The 17,804-nt window shown below is 35.2% G+C and carries 14 protein-coding genes; 3 read left to right on the forward strand and 11 right to left on the reverse strand.

What is annotated here, in order from left to right; all coding sequences use genetic code 11:
• The first annotated feature begins 15 nt into the window (after positions 1 to 15).
• On the forward strand, positions 16 to 1,029 hold the full coding sequence (locus tag BD809_RS10060; protein ID WP_148782851.1) for a zinc-binding alcohol dehydrogenase family protein: 1,014 nt from the start codon (positions 16 to 18) through the stop codon (positions 1,027 to 1,029).
• Positions 1,030 to 1,146: 117 nt separating this feature from the next.
• Here BD809_RS10060 and BD809_RS10065 read toward each other — a convergent pair whose 3' ends face one another.
• From BD809_RS10065 to BD809_RS16005, 10 genes are all read right to left on the reverse strand, one after another.
• The gene (locus tag BD809_RS10065; RefSeq protein ID WP_148782852.1) at positions 1,147 to 2,745 is read right to left on the reverse strand and encodes an NADP-dependent glyceraldehyde-3-phosphate dehydrogenase; all 1,599 of its coding nucleotides are present in this window, start codon (positions 2,743 to 2,745) and stop codon (positions 1,147 to 1,149) included.
• Positions 2,746 to 2,950: 205 nt separating this feature from the next.
• Entirely contained in the window at positions 2,951 to 3,619 is a 669-nt protein-coding gene (locus BD809_RS10070; RefSeq protein WP_148782853.1) for a bifunctional 4-hydroxy-2-oxoglutarate aldolase/2-dehydro-3-deoxy-phosphogluconate aldolase, read from the reverse strand.
• A gap of 11 nt (positions 3,620 to 3,630) precedes the next feature.
• Positions 3,631 to 4,653: a sugar kinase gene (locus BD809_RS10075; protein ID WP_148782854.1), complete on the reverse strand. Its 1,023-nt coding sequence runs from the start codon at positions 4,651 to 4,653 to the stop codon at positions 3,631 to 3,633.
• 129 nt (positions 4,654 to 4,782) lie between these two features.
• Entirely contained in the window at positions 4,783 to 5,547 is a 765-nt protein-coding gene (locus BD809_RS10080) for an SDR family NAD(P)-dependent oxidoreductase (protein WP_148782855.1), read from the reverse strand.
• 25 nt (positions 5,548 to 5,572) lie between these two features.
• Positions 5,573 to 6,847 carry an MFS transporter gene (locus BD809_RS10085; RefSeq protein WP_148782856.1) on the reverse strand — a complete coding sequence of 425 codons (1,275 nt, stop codon included), beginning with the start codon at positions 6,845 to 6,847 and terminating at the stop codon, positions 5,573 to 5,575.
• 208 nt (positions 6,848 to 7,055) lie between these two features.
• Positions 7,056 to 7,763 carry a FadR/GntR family transcriptional regulator gene (locus tag BD809_RS10090; RefSeq protein ID WP_148782857.1) on the reverse strand — a complete coding sequence of 236 codons (708 nt, stop codon included), beginning with the start codon at positions 7,761 to 7,763 and terminating at the stop codon, positions 7,056 to 7,058.
• 231 nt (positions 7,764 to 7,994) lie between these two features.
• Positions 7,995 to 9,314 carry a RagB/SusD family nutrient uptake outer membrane protein gene (locus BD809_RS10095; RefSeq protein ID WP_148782858.1) on the reverse strand — a complete coding sequence of 440 codons (1,320 nt, stop codon included), beginning with the start codon at positions 9,312 to 9,314 and terminating at the stop codon, positions 7,995 to 7,997.
• Positions 9,315 to 9,325: 11 nt separating this feature from the next.
• Complete coding sequence (locus BD809_RS10100) at positions 9,326 to 12,508, reverse strand: SusC/RagA family TonB-linked outer membrane protein (RefSeq protein WP_148782859.1); 3,183 nt, start codon at positions 12,506 to 12,508, stop codon at positions 9,326 to 9,328.
• A gap of 280 nt (positions 12,509 to 12,788) precedes the next feature.
• Positions 12,789 to 13,136, reverse strand: a complete 348-nt coding sequence (locus BD809_RS10105) for a cupin domain-containing protein (protein WP_148782860.1) — start codon at positions 13,134 to 13,136, stop codon at positions 12,789 to 12,791.
• Positions 13,137 to 13,175: 39 nt separating this feature from the next.
• A complete protein-coding gene (locus BD809_RS16005; protein WP_148782861.1) occupies positions 13,176 to 15,248 on the reverse strand; it encodes a polysaccharide lyase family 7 protein in 2,073 nt (690 codons plus the stop codon).
• Between the two features lie 236 nt (positions 15,249 to 15,484).
• Between BD809_RS16005 and BD809_RS10115 the strand changes: the two genes are divergently transcribed.
• Positions 15,485 to 15,655: a zinc-binding dehydrogenase gene (locus BD809_RS10115; RefSeq protein WP_246131498.1), complete on the forward strand. Its 171-nt coding sequence runs from the start codon at positions 15,485 to 15,487 to the stop codon at positions 15,653 to 15,655.
• 152 nt (positions 15,656 to 15,807) lie between these two features.
• Positions 15,808 to 16,197 (forward strand): RNA-binding protein, encoded by a 390-nt coding sequence (locus BD809_RS10120; RefSeq protein WP_148782863.1) that lies wholly within the window; start codon positions 15,808 to 15,810, stop codon positions 16,195 to 16,197.
• 217 nt (positions 16,198 to 16,414) lie between these two features.
• Here the strand turns inward: BD809_RS10120 and BD809_RS10125 are convergent, their stop codons facing one another.
• On the reverse strand, positions 16,415 to 16,816 hold the full coding sequence (locus BD809_RS10125; RefSeq protein ID WP_148782864.1) for a hypothetical protein: 402 nt from the start codon (positions 16,814 to 16,816) through the stop codon (positions 16,415 to 16,417).
• Positions 16,817 to 17,804: the final 988 nt, after the last annotated feature.

Consider the following 17,804-nt stretch of genomic DNA (forward strand, 5'->3'; position numbering starts at 1 on the left):
ATAAAGACCACCCCTATGAAAGCTATAGGATTTAAAACCTCCCTCCCGATTACTGAAAAAGAAAGTTTTATCGCTTTTGAAACTGATAAACCATCAGCTTCAGGCTATGATCTCCTGATTAAAATTGCAGCTGTTTCTGTGAATCCGGTGGATTTTAAAATCCGACAAAATGCTGCAAAGGACACTGCATTGGATACTCCTAAAATAATTGGCTGGGATGCCGTAGGAACAGTAGAAGCCGTAGGTGATAAAACTTCCAGATTCAAAGTCGGGGATCAGGTGTATTATGCAGGAGATCTTACACGTAGCGGAAGTAATGCCGAATATCAATTGGTTGATGAACGTATCGTAGGTAAAAAACCACAAAAATTGTCGAATGCTGAATCGGCAGCCATCCCGCTCACCGGACTTACGGCATGGGAATCCCTTTTTGACCGAATCAAAGTAAACCCCGACACTGACCGTGGAAAATCTGTATTAATTCTTGCCGGAGCGGGTGGCGTAGGTTCTATTGCCATACAAATAGCAAAAAAGATTGCAGGACTTACCGTGATAGCAACCGCATCAAGGAGCGAAACCCAAGATTGGTGTAAAAAATTGGGAGCTGATTTTGTGGTAAATCATTATCATCTAAAAGATGAACTAAACAAAATTGGTCATAGAGAAGTAGATTATATTTTGGATTTTGTGGATATGAATGCGTATTGGGAAACTATGATCGATACTATCAAACCGCAAGGTCACATCGTATCCATTACGGGGAGTAGCGATCCTGTGGACCTCTCACTTCTTAAAAATAAAAGCGTTACCTTTTCTTTTGAATTTATGTATACTCGATCGATGTTCACTACCGATGATATGGAGCGGCAACATGAGATTTTGAATAGAATAGCAGATTTATTAGATGATAACACTTTACTAACAACTTTAAACAAAACAATGCAAGGTCTAACGGTGGAAAATCTAAAAGAGGCACATGCTTTACAAGAATCCGGTAAAGCAATAGGTAAAACCGTAATTGAATTTTAAGTTAAAGGTTTTTTTATACAGTTAATTTAGTCGGGATGACAGGATTATTTTAATCATGATACTGCACTTCATCAAATTTTATTATAAATTATTTGATGATGAGTTTTTTGCAATTTTTTAGAATAGATATTCAGTGGACATAAAATTAGAATCCTCGGACTCAACTAACTTTTTTAAAATTGACGTGTTTATCTCATTATCTTTAGAAGCCACAAATGTTCTTATGGAAAATGTTCTTAGCGCATCAAATACACTTAATGTAGCAACGGCTGAATTTTTTCTTCCAGTAAACGGATAAACATCTGGTCCACGTTGACAAGCGCTATTCAAATTTATCCTGCAAACCAAGTTTGCTAAAATATCTACTAACGGACCTATTGATTTGGTATCTTTTCCAAAAATACTTACTTGCTGTCCATAATTGGATTCGGCAATATCATTTAAAGGTTCATTAATATTAGAAAAAGAAACAATAGGAACTACGGGGCCGAATTGTTCTTCATGAAACACTTTCATCAATTTGCTTACCGGGAATAATACTGCTGGGTAACAATAATTTGATGTCATTTCTCCTCCTCTGGCATTAAGAATTTTCGCACCATTTTGCAAAGCATCATCAACTAAGTCTCTAATATATTCAGGTTTATTAGGTTCTGGAAGGGGAGTTAAAAATACATTTTCTTCCCAAGGCATACCGTACTTTAACTCATCAACAGCTTTTGCAAAGCGTTTGTTAAATTCGTCTACAATACCATCGTGTACATACAAAATTTTAAGTGCCGTACATCGTTGTCCATTATAAGATAAAGATCCGCTAATACATTCTTTTACAGCAATGTCTAAATCGGCATCCGGCAATATTATAGCCGGGTTTTTTGCTTCCAAGCCCAGCGCCAATCTTAATTTATTTTTATTGGGGTGCTGGTCTTGAAGGGCTACAGCAGAACTGCTATGGCCAATGAGTGCCAATACATCTATTTTTCCCGTTCGCATAATTGGAGATGCAATCGTTCTTCCTCGTCCAAAGACTATGTTAACCACTCCTGGCGGAAAACTTTCTTGAAAGGCCTTAAGTAGTGGGGTAATTAGCAAGACACCTAGTTTTGCCGGTTTAAAAACAGTCGTGTTACCCATTAAAATAGCGGGAATTAATAAACAAAATGTTTCGTTTAAAGGATAATTGTAGGGGCCTAGGCATAAAACTACACCAAGAGGGCTTCTTCTTATATGGGCGTGAATTCCGGACTCTTTTTCAAAACGCGCACTTTTTCTATCTAACTTTTTATATGCTTCAATAGTATCTGTAATGTAAGTGATAGTTTTATCGAACTCTTTGTAAGAATCTATACGTGTTTTTCCGATTTCCCACATCAAAAGTTTAGAAACCAATTCTCGTTCTAATCTCATTTTTTCCACAAAATTTTCAAGACATTTTATACGCTCCTTGACGGGTAAAGTGGGCCATAGTCCCTGTCCGCGGTTAAAAGCTTTTTCTGCGGCGTATGAAGCTTCTAAAGCTGTCTCTTCTCCCATATCTGGAACGGATCCTAGCAGTGTTGGCTTCATTACATTTTCTTTATTTGGACTCTGTATGCTCGAAAATACTTTTGTAGTTGATCCTTTCCATTCTTTAATTTCTCCATCAATAAGATATGATGTATTAAAAATTGGATCTATTTTAATACCATCTGGAATTATCTGCTGAATATTTGACATTTTAAAAGTTTTTATATTCGATATATTAGTTTGAAGCTATACAATAGCTTTTGGATAAGCTTTCTCTTGAATGTAAATTATAATTCCTTGAATTCATCATCATAAATTGCTTGAATGTTTGGGGAACTATTGGATATAGTGCTACTGTTTAAACAGAAAATCCTACGAAAAATGACAATTCTTTTAGATCAAGGTATTATAGAACTCATTTTTTAAGATCTGAAATGATCTGTAACGATGTTTTGGTTAGTTCCTCAATACGAGTGAAATCGTACATACCTTTTGAATCTTTTACCACGAGTTTTGAACCCATACCAACACAAGTAACTCCTGCTTTAAACCAACTTTCCAAATTTTCCTTCGTAGGAGAAACTCCTCCGGTTGGCATAATACTAGTCCATTGGGAAGGTCCCTTTATAGCTTTAACGAAGTCCGGGCCATAGATCCCACCGGGGAAAAGCTTTACGATTTCGCAACCTAACTCCTCGGCTTTCACAATTTCAGTTAAAGAACCACACCCGGGTGACCAAAGCACTTTCCTACGATTACATACAACGGCAACATCTTCTCTTAAAACTGGAGTCACAATAAAATTGGCTCCTAATCCCATGTATCTTGATGCAGATGCTCCATCGGTTACAGAGCCAACTCCTAAAACCATTCCAGGTAATTTTGATAGTGCATATTTATTTAGTTCACTAAAAACGTCTTCGGCAAAATCGCCTCTTGCAGTGAACTCTGTTAATCTTGCTCCACCACTATATAGAGCATCCAATATTTTTTTGCATGTTGAAATGTCGCTATCATAAAACAATGGTACTAAACCTGTTTTATTCATGATATTTGCAACTTCAATTCTTAAGTATTGTGCCATTGTAGTGTAATTTATCTTGAGACTTTACCAGATGAATCTCCATTTAATAATTTTTCAATTTCAGCGAGTGTAATTAAATTGTAATCACCAGATATAGTATGTTTTAAACAACAGGCAGCAACGGCGATATTTAAAGCCCTTTGTTTGTTGTTGTTATCATTTAATAATCCGTAAATTAATCCGCCCATAAATGCGTCACCACTACCCACTCTATCAACTACAGGAGTTACTTCCTTTATATCTGCGTTATATATAGTTTTGCCATCATATAAAATACCTCCAATTCGTTGATGAGAAGCACTAACAGAATATCTTAATGTTGTGGCCACAGTTTGTAAATTAGGACATAATTTAAATAATTGATCATATAAACCTGGTAATGATTTTTCGTTTTGATAGTTAGGGTTTACTTTATCTTTCCCTAACATAAATAATGCAGTGTCAATATCTCCTAAAATAAGGTTAGTATATTTTAAAAGTTCAGGCATCACTTGGCTTGGTTCTTTACCGTATTGCCATAACTTAGATCTATAATTTAAATCTGAAGAAATTGTAACCCCTAATTTATGTGCAACCTTTACTGCTTCTAGACATACTTCGGCAGCAGATTTTGAAATGGCAGGAGTAATACCACTCCAATGAAACCATGTTGCATCTTTTAAAATAGACTCCCATTTTATTGAGCCTTTTAAGATTGTTGCCATAGAGCTATTTGCTCTATCATATACAACATTGCTACCACGAGTACCGGCACCTGTTTCCAGATAATAAATACCTAGTCTATCTCCGCCATATACAACGTTTTTGGACTCTACATTTAACTTACGCATCTCCTTTAGTGCACAGGCTCCGATTTCATTATTAGGTAATCTAGTAATAAACTCGACAGGCACTCCATAATTTGCCAAAGATACAGCCACATTAAATTCTCCGCCACCATAAGAAGCTGCAAATGTTTTTGCTTGAGAAAATCTTAAATGACGCTCTGTGGAGAGTCTTAACATGATTTCTCCAAATGTGACAACTTTATTCATAGTTTATTCTTCTGTACTATTGTATTTTTGAAAACTAAAAGGAATTATTATTTAATGTCTCTTCCTCACTTAACTTAAGTTTAGAAAATCATAATTTAAAATACAATTGCTTTACAGTTTATTACTGTCTTAAATTCCTAGAGCTTGTCCCCCGCCCACTTGAATAGTTTCAGCAGTTATGAAAGCTGCATCCTTACTGGCTAAGAATGCAACTACAGAAGCTACATCTTCTGGTTTCCCTAGACGACCCAACATAATATTATTTGCCCAAGATGCAAAAACTTCTGGCTTTGTGGCTTTAATTTGGGCGTGAAACGGGGTATCTATTGTACCCGGAGATACTGCATTTACTCTAATACCATATTCAGCAAGATCTTTTGCTAATGCTCTAGTTATTGCATGAACGCCCGCTTTAGAGGTTCCATATATTCCTGCTCCGGGACCTCCCGCGGTCCATCCAGCATTTGATGTATAATTAATAATAGAAGGATGTTCTCCTTTTTTAAGGAATGGTATTGCTGCTCTTGAAGCAAAAAATACAGAATCGAGGTTAAGAGCCATTACATTTCTGTAAAATTCAGTGGTCATTTCTTCAAATCTAGATCTTCCTCCTAACCCTCCTGCGTTATTAACAAGAAGATCAATTTTACTATACTTTTGCCCAATTGCGGTTATGTTAGATGTTACAGCTTCTTCGTTCGTAACGTCGAACCCGTAATATTCAGCAGTGATTCCTTCAGCAGCAAGTTCTTTCACTCTTTTAGCTCCAGCTTCATTATTGATCCCGTTTATTAGTACCGTATAACCATCATTGCCTAATCTTTTTGCTACTGCAAAACCTATTCCTCCTGTTGCTCCGGTTATTACAGCAACTTTTTCTTTTACATTACTCATATTTCTTAAATTTATTTTTTTTGTTTTACTTGTTTTCAACTGGTTCTATCTTTTTAATCAGTATAAATATTGATATTAGGGCCATTGGGGCTAAAATGGCAATTACTATAAACGCAGGCGTATAGGATACAGAGGCAATAGTTGGTATTAGCGAGTTCATTATGATTACCGAAACTGCAGCAACACTTCCTGCCAATCCCGCTAAGGTACCAACCGATGGTCCTTTTAATAAATCACTCGAGATGGTTTGTATATTTCCTATTGCGAATTGAAACCCGAAAAGAACGACAGCGACTATATATATAAATGTCATCGGATTATTTTCTGTTATCAGGAAAATAATACCTAGTAATCCTAAAAATATCAATGAACAACCAATGGCAATTGTAATCTTTCTGGCTGCATCGACTGATTTTTTCTCCATTAACTTTCCTGAATACCAGCCCCCTATTATACTCCCTGCCATACCTCCTAAATATGATATCCATATAGTAGAACCAATTTCTTCGATACTAAATCCAAATTTTGAGTTCAAATAAAGAGGCATCCATCCAACAAATAGCCACCAGATAGGTTCAATAAAAAATCTAGAGGCTAGTACTCCCCATGACTCTTTATAACTTAAAATTTTCCCTATAGTTAATCCTTTTTCTTTTTTTGAATCACAAGCCTCTTTTTCAATTCGACTGTTCAAAATAACATTTCTCTCTTTTTCTGTAATCCAAGGATGTGTTTCTGGCGTCGTCTTGTTTATAAATAACCAAGGAATTACCCAAAGTAAACCAACAGCTCCAATAATTATAAAAGTTGTTCTCCAACCAAAATGTCCATATAGATATGCAATTAGGATGGGTGCAATAACACTACCGAGTGAAGCGCCAGCATTGAAAATTCCTTGCGCTATGGCGCGTTGTTTGACTGGAAACCACTCTCCATTACTTTTAACTGCTCCAGGCCAGTTTCCAGCTTCTCCCAAACCTAAGAGCGCTCTAAATAGCGTTAGAGAGAATAATCCTCGAGCAAATGCATGAAATATAGATGCAACAGACCAAACAATAATAGATACCGTAAAGCCCATTCTCGTTCCAATAATATCATATAATTTTCCTGATAAAAATTTTCCTAAAGCATAGGTAATCATAAAAACATTCAACATAATCGCATAGTCCGATTCGTCCATCCGTAGGTCTTTCCCCATCTCTGGCCACATAACTCCAAAAGCTGTTCTATCGACGTAATTTATAACAGTAGCTAAACAAATTAATGTTATAATCCACCACCTAAGTCCTTTTATCTTCATGTTTTTATTGTTCAATAATCTGTCATATTTTTAAAATATGGCAGCTAATTATTATTTCATTCTACTTATGTAGTTGAATAACTTACAATCCTAAATACGCAGGTAATTTGAATCTCGTGTAGAATAAATAATTCTTAAACGTAAATACTACCTCCCTCCAATAATTTTAATCTTTGTTAAATACAAGCGTGCAACAATGCATCTAACATTACAATTCTACATTGTAACAATATTTATAAAGTTCATTAAAATGTTTTTTCATTCTTTTTTTAGCTAATTGAGGATCTTGATCCTTAATAGCCTCATAAATAAGTCGGTGTTCTTCGATTCCCGAATAAGCCGAGGCCTTATCACAAACATGATACTTTCCAAAATTCGTGATTATCTCGGGAGTTATTATTAACATAAACGTATTCATTGTACTATTACGGCTTGCTCTTGCAATGGCTAAATGGAAGAGGAGATCTTCTTGCACCGCGTCTTCCCCGTTTTCAACTTTAGCAGCATAGGCTTCCAAGCAATCTTTCATAATCACAAGATCTTCTTCTGTTCTTCTTAGCGCTGCTAATCTTGAAGTTTTCAGCTCTAAAAGAATTCTTGTTTCAACAAGGGATTTAAAATCAGGATCTTCAAGACTTAAGATGTCATCTATCATACCATTCATTGCAACCACCCCAATATTTGCTACAAAAGTGCCGCTTTGTGGGATTGACTTAAGTAATCCATAAAACTCCAATTTCTGAATAGCTTCACGAATGGTGCTTCTAGGAACTTCAAATTTCTCAGAAAGCATTCGTTCGGAAGGTAGTTTATCTCCCGGCTCCAAATTTTTATGATTGATCAGTTTTCTAATCTTATCAATCACCTTTTCCTGAACGGAATAGTTTTCCATTAAATTAAGAATTTCAACCTTCATACATTTTTATTTTCATAAATTGGTTAACCAAAATATTTTTTCTTAAAGTTATATAAATCTCTTTTAACACCACGATTAACTATTCATTTTTTATTATTCAGATAAGTTTTATCGGCTCTCAACTATGACTAATAAAAATTTTAATGAATTTGATATAGCTAATCCAATATCCTTTAATGAGACCCCTTTCAATTATTGTTCTTTAATTAAATCCAACTGCTCTTGAATAAATTAGTAGCCAGGATTTTGAGTGATAACTCCTTCACTCACAAGAACTTCTGAAATTGGAATTGGGAACACATAATAATTAGGGTCAATCGTTTGGCCCATTTCAGCGTCAACGGTTCCTGTTCTAACCAAATCAAACCATCTTTGTCCTTCAAAGGCAAACTCTAATCTTCTTTCATCTTGAATGGCTTGTCTAACCAACGCCTCCGTATTAAGTACCGTATGATCCAGAGGAGCTAATCCAGCTCTGGTTCGAATAGGATCCAAAAGATTAAGTACATCTTCTGGAGAAGAACCATTCTCATTTAATGTTTCTGCATATAACATAATAACATCTGCTAATCTTATTTCTATCCAGTCATGATCTGGCCCTCCCGATTGAGTATACTTTGGCGATCTTAAAGCTATCTCATCTATATTTACCGCTCTTCTTAAATCTCCAGGACTTGCATCAAAAGCAGCAATTAAATCTGTATCTAACGGAGTAGGCGATTTTGTGTCTTGACCTAAATACCATTCCCAAAACTCTGAAAAACCATATTCATCTATCACAGAACTAGATATTTGAGTTGCGAATATTACTTCTGAATTTTCAATGTTTTCTACCTTAAAAATGTCAGCATAATTTGTTTCTAAACTAATCCCAGCTACGGTGGCTGCATTAAAAAAAGCTTTGAATTGTGCTTCTGCACTAGTAAAATTACCCATATGTACATATGTTTTACCTAATAAGGCTTGCGCAGCGAGTTTTGAAGCTTTACCATTTGCATTCGTGTTATTCAAAACACTTATTGCAGCTTGTAAATCCGGAATGATCACGCTGTTGTAAACATTATCAACCGGTTGTCTTGTTAAATCGAAAGTAGGGATATCGCCTATATCTGGTGATGTTAGAATTACAGTTACATCACCAAAAGCTTGCACTAGTTTAAAATAGGACAAAGCTCTTAAAAATTTAGCCTCCCCTATTTGAGCAGTATCTTCTGAATTTTCAATTACATTGTTCGAGCTTAATATTGATTTGTATAAAGCTGTGTACAAAGGTCCAAAAAATTGATCTTCCATTGCTGTTAAACCAGGACCGTAGACATCAAATTCGGTATATGGAGATTCGAACATAAAAGCATTGTCTGCTCTAAAGTCGCCCATCACTGCTATTGGAGTAACAGCACCAAGCTGATAATAATATGCCGCATTCAAAACTCCCTCAAAATCGGTCAAAGAATCTGAACTAGCAATATTTGGTGGAAATTCATCCAAATCAGTACTACATGAGATTGTTAATAATACTGCTCCTAAAAATAATATATATACTTTTTTCATTATTTCTTTCATTAAAAATTAACATTAAAACCGAACGTAAAGCTTCTGACAATTGGACTGGCACCTATTTGAACGCCATAAGTAGTTGGCCCTAAGTAATTATTTTGTGTAGTATTCACACCCTCCGGATTAAACGAAGTATAATCATCCCCCCACACATACAACAAATTTGTCGATGCCACATATACTCTTGCCGAACTTATACCAATTTTACTTATCAATTCTGGCTTAAGGGTATACCCGAAAGTCAAATTTCTCAACGCTAAATAAGAAGCGTCTTGTATTTGCGCATCTAGTTGATTATTTGAATCTAAATAGTATTCTCCATTATGATCGGCAATACCATCATTATTAGCATCAAAACTACCCCGTACTCTTCCTCCAAATTCTGAATTATAGTAAATCGGGTCGACATTCCAAACATCCCCTCCCTGGGCTCCTTGAATTTGGAAAGACATATCAAAAGCTTTATAGCTAATTGAGCTATTGAAACCATAATAAAAATCCGGGGTATTTTGTCCTATTTTGACTAAATCTCCACCCTCTTCAACTGTTTTTGTCTTATCAATTACACCATCACCATTTTGATCTACCACATAAAACGCTGAACTATTAACGTCGATAGCTCGCGTGGGATCTTCTATAAATCTATCTTCAACTTGTCCAATGGTTTCTAATCCCCACATTTCACCAATTTCTCCACCTACATGATTTCTAAATACGGGACCTCTACCACTTTGACCATAAATTGATTGAGGTAGTTCTTCCAGCCCCCCTAGATCTGTAATTTCTGTTTTCACCGTTGATAGGTTACCTCCAAAATCCCAATTGAAATCTTCTTTTCGAATAATGCCTGCTGTTAGTTCAATCTCCAAACCAGAACTTCTCACATCACCAGCATTGACTCTTATCGAAGGGGTACCGAAAACTTCAGATACACTTAGATTAATTAATATATCTTCAATATCAGATGTGTAATAATCTGCACTTAATCTTAATCTGTTATTTATAAAACCTAAATCAATTCCGTAGTTAGTCTCCGTATTAGTTTGCCAGGTTAGATTCGAATTGGCTATATCATCAGGAATTAAAAATCCAGTCCCTAATACTGTTGGTTGAGAGTTTAAAAGACTTAATGAATTGTAAGCCCCCAGATCTGAAGTAGACCCTAAAGAGCCGGTACTAAACCTTGGTTTCAATAAACTCAAGAATTCAAAGTTGTAAAAAGATTCGTTATGCACATTCCATCCTAAGGAAATCGCCGGGAATGTTGCGTATCTTTCGTTAGCCCCGAAACGAGAATCACCATCTCTTCTTATTGATGCCGATATCAAATAACGATCGTCAAAGGCATAGTTAACTCTTCCAAAAATGCTCCATCTTGAAATAGTTTCGTCTCTTTCTCTTACTATAATATCCTCAGGTTCTAGGAGATTATAATTTACAATATCACTAAAGGGCACGTTTGAACCCGTTGTAGAAGTACCTCTAAAATAGATCTTTTGAAATTCAATTCCAGCTACTGCAGATATGTCATGACTTCCTATTTCTTTCGCATAATTCAAAGTAGTTTCACTTAGCGTTGAGGTTTGTTTTACATTAGTTTCATCCAAGGCAGTTTGATTAGAGCGTGCCCTGGAATCAAACTCAAGTCCTCTCCAGAAATAGTCTTTGGTATCTCTGATATCTGCTCCTAGAACAGCTTTTAATTTTAACCCTTCCATAAGGTTATATTGTAAAAAAGTAGATACGTTTGCAAAGTACGTTTTTTGATATCGGTCTGTGTTGTCAAGCTTCGTTGCAGGGCCTGCATCTCCAGATCCTCCGATACCATTACCACTTCTTCCATAATGCCAATCTTGGGCCGTATCACCAGGCTGTAATGTATAGATACTCTGATTAAATGGGGCATCAGGACCTGCTCGATAGCCATTATCAAATGGATCAAGTCCCAAAATCTGTGCTTGTTGATCTAATTGTTGTACGAACGCAATAGAGGCTTCTGTATGATAAATAGGGCTGATATTATACGCTCTTAAAAGATCTCTCTGATCATGACCTACAATATCTCTATCGGCTGCAAATCCATTGAAACTCAATCCTGTTTTAAACTTGTCTCCCAATTTTGCATCGACATTTATACGCGCATTAAGTCTTTCGTAACCTTCAGTTCTTACAATACCATCGGTATTTTGATAACCAATTGAAGCAAAATAATTTGAATTTTCAGTACCACCGCTATAGCTGAAGTCATGATTAGTAGTATAACCGCTTACATAAAGCCAATCTTCTACAGCCTGTACATCGGGTGAGTTTTTGTAGGCATTTATTTTGTAATTTAAAAAATCCGGATCCAATTCAGAAACATCATACTTGCCACTGGTTATGCCAGTTTCTAATGTGTTTGCCCATTCTCCGGCTGTCATATTTATTCTATCACCCTTATATTTATTTGATATACTAGCGTAAGCATTGTAACTAAAACTTGGTTTGCCTTCTTTTCCTTTTTTGGTTGTAATTAAAATAACTCCGTTAGCTCCTCTGGAACCATAAATAGCAGCTGAAGCAGCATCTTTTAATACCTCCACGCTTTGGATATCATTTGGGTTAACCGTTGCTAAACTTCCTGAAATTGGATATCCATCAACAACAATTAGTGGATTTGAATTGCCATTAATAGAAGAAGCAGCTCTGATTTGGATTTTAGGATCTGCTCCCGGTGACCCATTCTGATTCTGAATCAGTACCCCCGCTAATTTACCTGCTAACGCTTCATCCACACGAGTCGTTTGAATTGCTGCCACATCATCTCCTCCTACTTTAGCAATCGCACCTGTTACGTGACTTTTCTTCTGTGTACCATAACCAACCACCATCACCTCATCTAAAGTATTAGCATCTTCGGCTAATGCAATCGTGAGATTATTTTGATTTGTAATGGTTATATTTTGAGTAACAAATCCTAGATAAGAAAATTGTAGTATATCGCCACGTTTTACCTCGAGTTGAAAATTTCCATTAAAATCTGTGGATGTACCTTTAGAGGTACCTTGAATAAGAACGTTAGCGCCAGGGATCCCAAGTTGGTCGGTGGCGGAAACCACAGTACCTGTTAGGGTATAGTTGTCTTGTGCTATAATTACAATGCAACTAAAAAGCATTATGATTAAAGTTAGCTTCGTTTTTAAATTCATAATTGAGTTTTTAAGTTTTTTGATTTGTAATCGATAGGAACTTAAAAAGACTGTTTGTCGAAAAATAATAAACTAATTAGTATTTTTGCGACTCATGTTTTAGTTAGCTACTACGTGAATTATTACTTCCCTCCAAAGAAGTAGTTGTTAAAAGGATGGGCGTGCACCTGTCCTTTTTTTATGGGGTTCTATTTGGTAAACCAAACTGGTAAACCAATTTGGTTTACCAAATATATTAAATTTCTGATAACTAGCAAGAACTTAACGAGTTAAATTTATTTTATTCCATAAAATCTTCTCTAATCGGACTAAAAACGTCAATAAGTACGCCTGCTTTGATACATATAGCACCATGCATTACATGGGGTGGAATGTAGAATGAATCTCCACCTTTAACGATTTTTGTCACATCGCCAATAGTTAACTTATATTCGCCACTTTCCACATAAGTAACTTGAGAATGATGGTGTTCATGCATAACTCCAATTGCACCTACTTGAAAGTCGACCTTAACCAGCATAATTTTATCGTCGTAACCCATAATCTTACGTTTCAGTCCTTCTCCCACTATCTCCCATTCAATTTCGTCTCCAAATATAAATTCCTTACTTGGTCCAAATGATTTCATAATATATTCTGTTTTTGAGATTAGTTATAAAGTATATTCTTACTTGCTTTTCCTAAGTTTATTGTGTGGTACCCCGGGACCGATGGTAGCCTCTCTAAACCATACTTCAGTATAACAGCCATTTTCATATTGCTTGGCAATATCACCTCCATAAGTTTCGGCGCCTGCACACCAGACCATATTTGTTTCCGGGGCCTTTCCATTAGTCTGATTATAGGCTCCTTGTTTGAAGTAATTTAACTCCCCGCTGTATGCCGTGGGACGTTCGCTTCCATCTTGTCCTATTGGCACAAATAATTTCTTGACTTGATTTGGAATGTCGGATTGCTTTACATATTGGGATGTAATCAGATTTTTAGTAAACGTTTTTGTTTTATGGTTTTCACTTTTAAATGTGAGGTACATAATACCATTATATACATTTACTTCATAACTAAACTCTTCACCTAATGCAATCCCATCCTTGGGTTCTGCAGGATAGTCATTTTTGCTTTTTCCAATGACAGACATATCATGCCCCCATACCGCAGTTGAATAATCCCACCTACGGGAATTATCATCGCCTGCTGTATTGATTTCATAATTCCAAAAGACAGAGCCTTTATCGTGTCCCGGGAATTTCTTGTAAAAGATTTTTAGAGGTTCGTTTTCGTGACCTTCGCCACTATGGATCTGCCCAACCACAACGGCGTAAGAGGCAGCAACTCTGGCATCGCCAGAGATGGAAACTTGCATAACCTTGCAGGTGCCAGTTAACTTACCTCCCTCTTCTGGTGTCCAGTTTCTTTTTTCTTGTAACTCTGTTCTCGTATTACTGGAGTTGGGTGAAGTGACACCGGAATTTGGCGTTTTATATACCACCCAACGCCGGGTGCCATCGATTACGCTGTAGAAATAGTCCTTGTGCTCAAACTCAGTAAGATCTTCTACCGTTGTTCCATTCCCCATCAATATTTTAAATTTATCCATATGTGGAATTACCTCATTGGGATAAACCGTTTTTTGGGCCAATCCATCATTTGCCTCAAAATATCCTGAATTGGATATGGCTTCATTACTGATCTCGATACTTGCTGATTTAAACCAAACTTCGGCATAATTACCATCTGCATATTGTTCTTTAAGATCACCACGGTGGATTTCGGCACCAGAACACCAAACTTTGTTTATTTTAGGGTCTTTACCATTAGTTTGGTTGTAACAGCCCATTTTAAAAAAGAGACCTTCTTTAGCATAAGCACTTGCTCGCTCCACCCCATCTTGGTCTATTGGTACAAATAATTGTTTGACTTGTTCTGGAATATTTTTGCGTTGAACATATTCAGAAGAAACGAGATTTTTAGTAAAAATTTTAGTTTCATGACCTTCACTAGTAAAGGCTAGATGCATGATACCGTCTTTAATTTCTACTTCATAGCTAAATTCTTCTCCTATGGCAATTCCATTTTTTGGTTCTGGCGGATATGTACTCTCTTCACTACCGACTACTGAAAAATCATAGCCCCAAACGGGATAGGAATAATCCCACCTTTTGGAATTATCTTCTCCCTCAGTATTGATTTCATAATTCCAAAAGACTGAACCTTTAGTATGACCGGGAAATTTTTTGTAAAATATTTTAAGAGGCTCATTCTCATGACCATCTGCACTATGGATCTGTCCAACAACCACCGAGTACGTTGCCGCCACGCGGGCATCCCCTGTGCTTGACACATTCATCACCTTAAGAGTAGCACTCATTTTGGCATCGGTTGTGGGCAACCATTTTCTTAGTTGCGCCAGTTCTGTCCGTGTGTTATTTGAAGTCCCATGGGTGTTCCCTGCGTTGGGACTTTTAAATACTACCCAGTCTTCGGTACCATCATTTGTGGTATAAAAGAAATTCTCGTTCTCATAGTTTGTTGCAGGACCTACGTTAGTTCCATCACCCAAGATTAAATTCCAATGTTGAAAAAATGGTATAACCTCATTTGCATTGGTACGTATTGCTGCTTCCTCTGAACTGTTCACCGAAGTCTGCTTCCTGTTTTTCACGCAGCCTGAAAAAAGTAATAAAGCAATTGTGGCAAAAAGATAGAAGGTAGAAACATAGCTAGATTTTCTTGAACGCATAATTAATTATATAAAATTGGTTTACCAGATTGGTTTACCAAATATAGATTATATTTTTTAACTTGCAATAAAATCGTGATTTTTTAACAACTTCTCTTTCAACAATTAAACAGTAAACCAAATTTCAATAAGGGAAGGGGCTAATGTTAGACCATCTTTTAATTCAACGAATCTAGTATGTAAACAAAACAAGAATGGAGCATTTCTGCTCCTTTCAATATAGATACAGATTAACTATGAAGCGGCAACATGAGATTTTGAATAGAATAGCAGATTTATTAGATGGTGGCACTTTACGACCAACTTTAAACAAAACAATGCAAGATCTAACGGTGGAAAATCTAAAAGAGGCACATGCTTTACAAGAATCCGGTAAGGCGATAGGTAAAACCGTGATTGAATTTTAAGTTGCAGGCCTTTTTAAAATTCTTAAATTAAAGCATTCATATCTTTCTTGATTTTTGTTATGCAAATATATCAATATACAACTCACTAAATAATAGATATCTAATTACCTAAGTTGAACACAAAATCTCATAAAAACCTTTAACTTTTAAATATGGTAAAATCAAAAGGACTTAATAGAATTCTTGAGGAGATAGATAAAAGAGGCCTATCAGCTTACAAAATCAGCCAGCATACAAACCTAACTCCAAAGGGAATACGGAAAATTAAGGATAGAGCTACAGAAAACCCAAGAATTGCCACTTTGAATGAGATCGCATCCTTTTTAGGTATAAGCACAAATACGGATCAAACTTCATCTATAACAAACAGGGATACTCTCAATGATGAAGATTTAGTTATTCTATCTTATCAGGTGAAAAAAAATTGGAATCAATTATTACGACTTGAAGATTTTAAACCCTTCTTTTTTTATCAGATTGCAAAAACACTTGATATGGAGATAGAGGATATTTTTACTGCAGCATTGAATAAAGGAAAATAAAATAGACTGACTAAAAGTCAAGCATCTATCATTATTTGCAATACAATTTTTCGTCGTTCGAACAGCTTGACAAAACAAATGTGCTAATTACTATAGCTGAAGAAGAGAATTAAAAAAATTTAATGAAACAGAAATTGTCAGAAATACTTATTAGCATTAGAATAATTTCTACAGGGTTTGCAATAAAAATAGTTTAAAAAAAAAGTATACAAACTATTTATTCTATAAATATTAAATCTTTAGAATAAATTTTCCCGTCATTAGCAAAAATTACAGTACAGCTGTAATAATTACGAGTAGTAAAAGCTTTTAAAGTCTGGGAATCAACATAATTTATAACTCTAAAAGTAGAATCATTAATTATTGTTACATGTTCTATACTTTCTCCAAAAATAGCGCTGCTCGGTATTTTTAATTTTTTTATTACTAAAGGTTGTGAATGTAATAGCGCCTTTGTTTTAGAATGTGATTTAGTATTTTTTTTATAATTATTTTCCAAAATTTCTTTTGAATTAGATTGTGTCACAATGGAAGTGACAATGATTATGATGAATAATACAATTAACATAATACATCCTGTTGCCACTCCATTACTTTGTTTGTGGTGAGTTGGTTCCATAAGAGACTTGATTAGTCTACAGCATTAGATTAAGTAATAAATCAGTGACTATAGAGAAAATTGGATAATGGAAGATTTTGAGGTTTAGAAAATGGTTGCATTCTCTTACAAGATACTAGGCCGAAACATTTGTGTTTCTTTTTCTATTTTACTTTTATTGAATCGTTTTAAAAGACCAACATCTAAAGTAATAGTTATTGAAGATAATGCTTTCATAGTATATAGTGCTTGGTAAAACGTTATAGGGGTTTTACTATTAAACATGTATTTAAAATAAATGTAAGAAAAAACTTTCTATAATTAAGCGGTGATCACAGATATTTAATACTTTAACACACTAATATTCAATTGTTTTTACACACTTCTTAATATATATACATTGTTTAGAAGCACCTAATAACTCTATTATGTTAATTTAAATCGTATGATTATGGGTGAGTTCACGATCTTAGGTAGTGTATGATATAAATAGAGAGATTAGAAAGAGAGGCTTACAGAACTATCGTAATTACAGAATGGTTTATTCGATTAATTGCTAATAAAGTTATTAGCAAGGAATCTGTACGTAGCCTTTTAATATCAGGAATTATTGTTTGGTTGTTTGGTTGTTTGGTTGTTTGGTTGTTTGGTTGTTTGGTTGTTTGGTTAAGTATTTTACTAAAATTAAGAAAATATATCCGCTCGGATATATTTTCTGAAAGCAGCTTATATCTCAAAAATTTGCAGCCTCTAATATACTATCCTCAATTTCATAAATCCCTACTGACCAAAGTGAAAAGAAATATTTTTTAAAGGATTTTTTTATGGGCTAATTCTTTAACACCTGATATGTCGTGAAATTTCCATATCGTCTATTTACCATTCAAGTCTATTTTTTATTTTTTTTGAGATTCCCTTTAATAAAATAACTATTTATGAATTTTAAATAATTTTTTAGTTAAAAAAATACAAATATATTAATTATATAACTTTTTCTCTAAATTTGTTA

The sequence above is a fragment of the Aquimarina intermedia genome (assembly GCF_008124785.1).
In the GTDB taxonomy this organism is placed as follows: domain Bacteria; phylum Bacteroidota; class Bacteroidia; order Flavobacteriales; family Flavobacteriaceae; genus Aquimarina; species Aquimarina intermedia.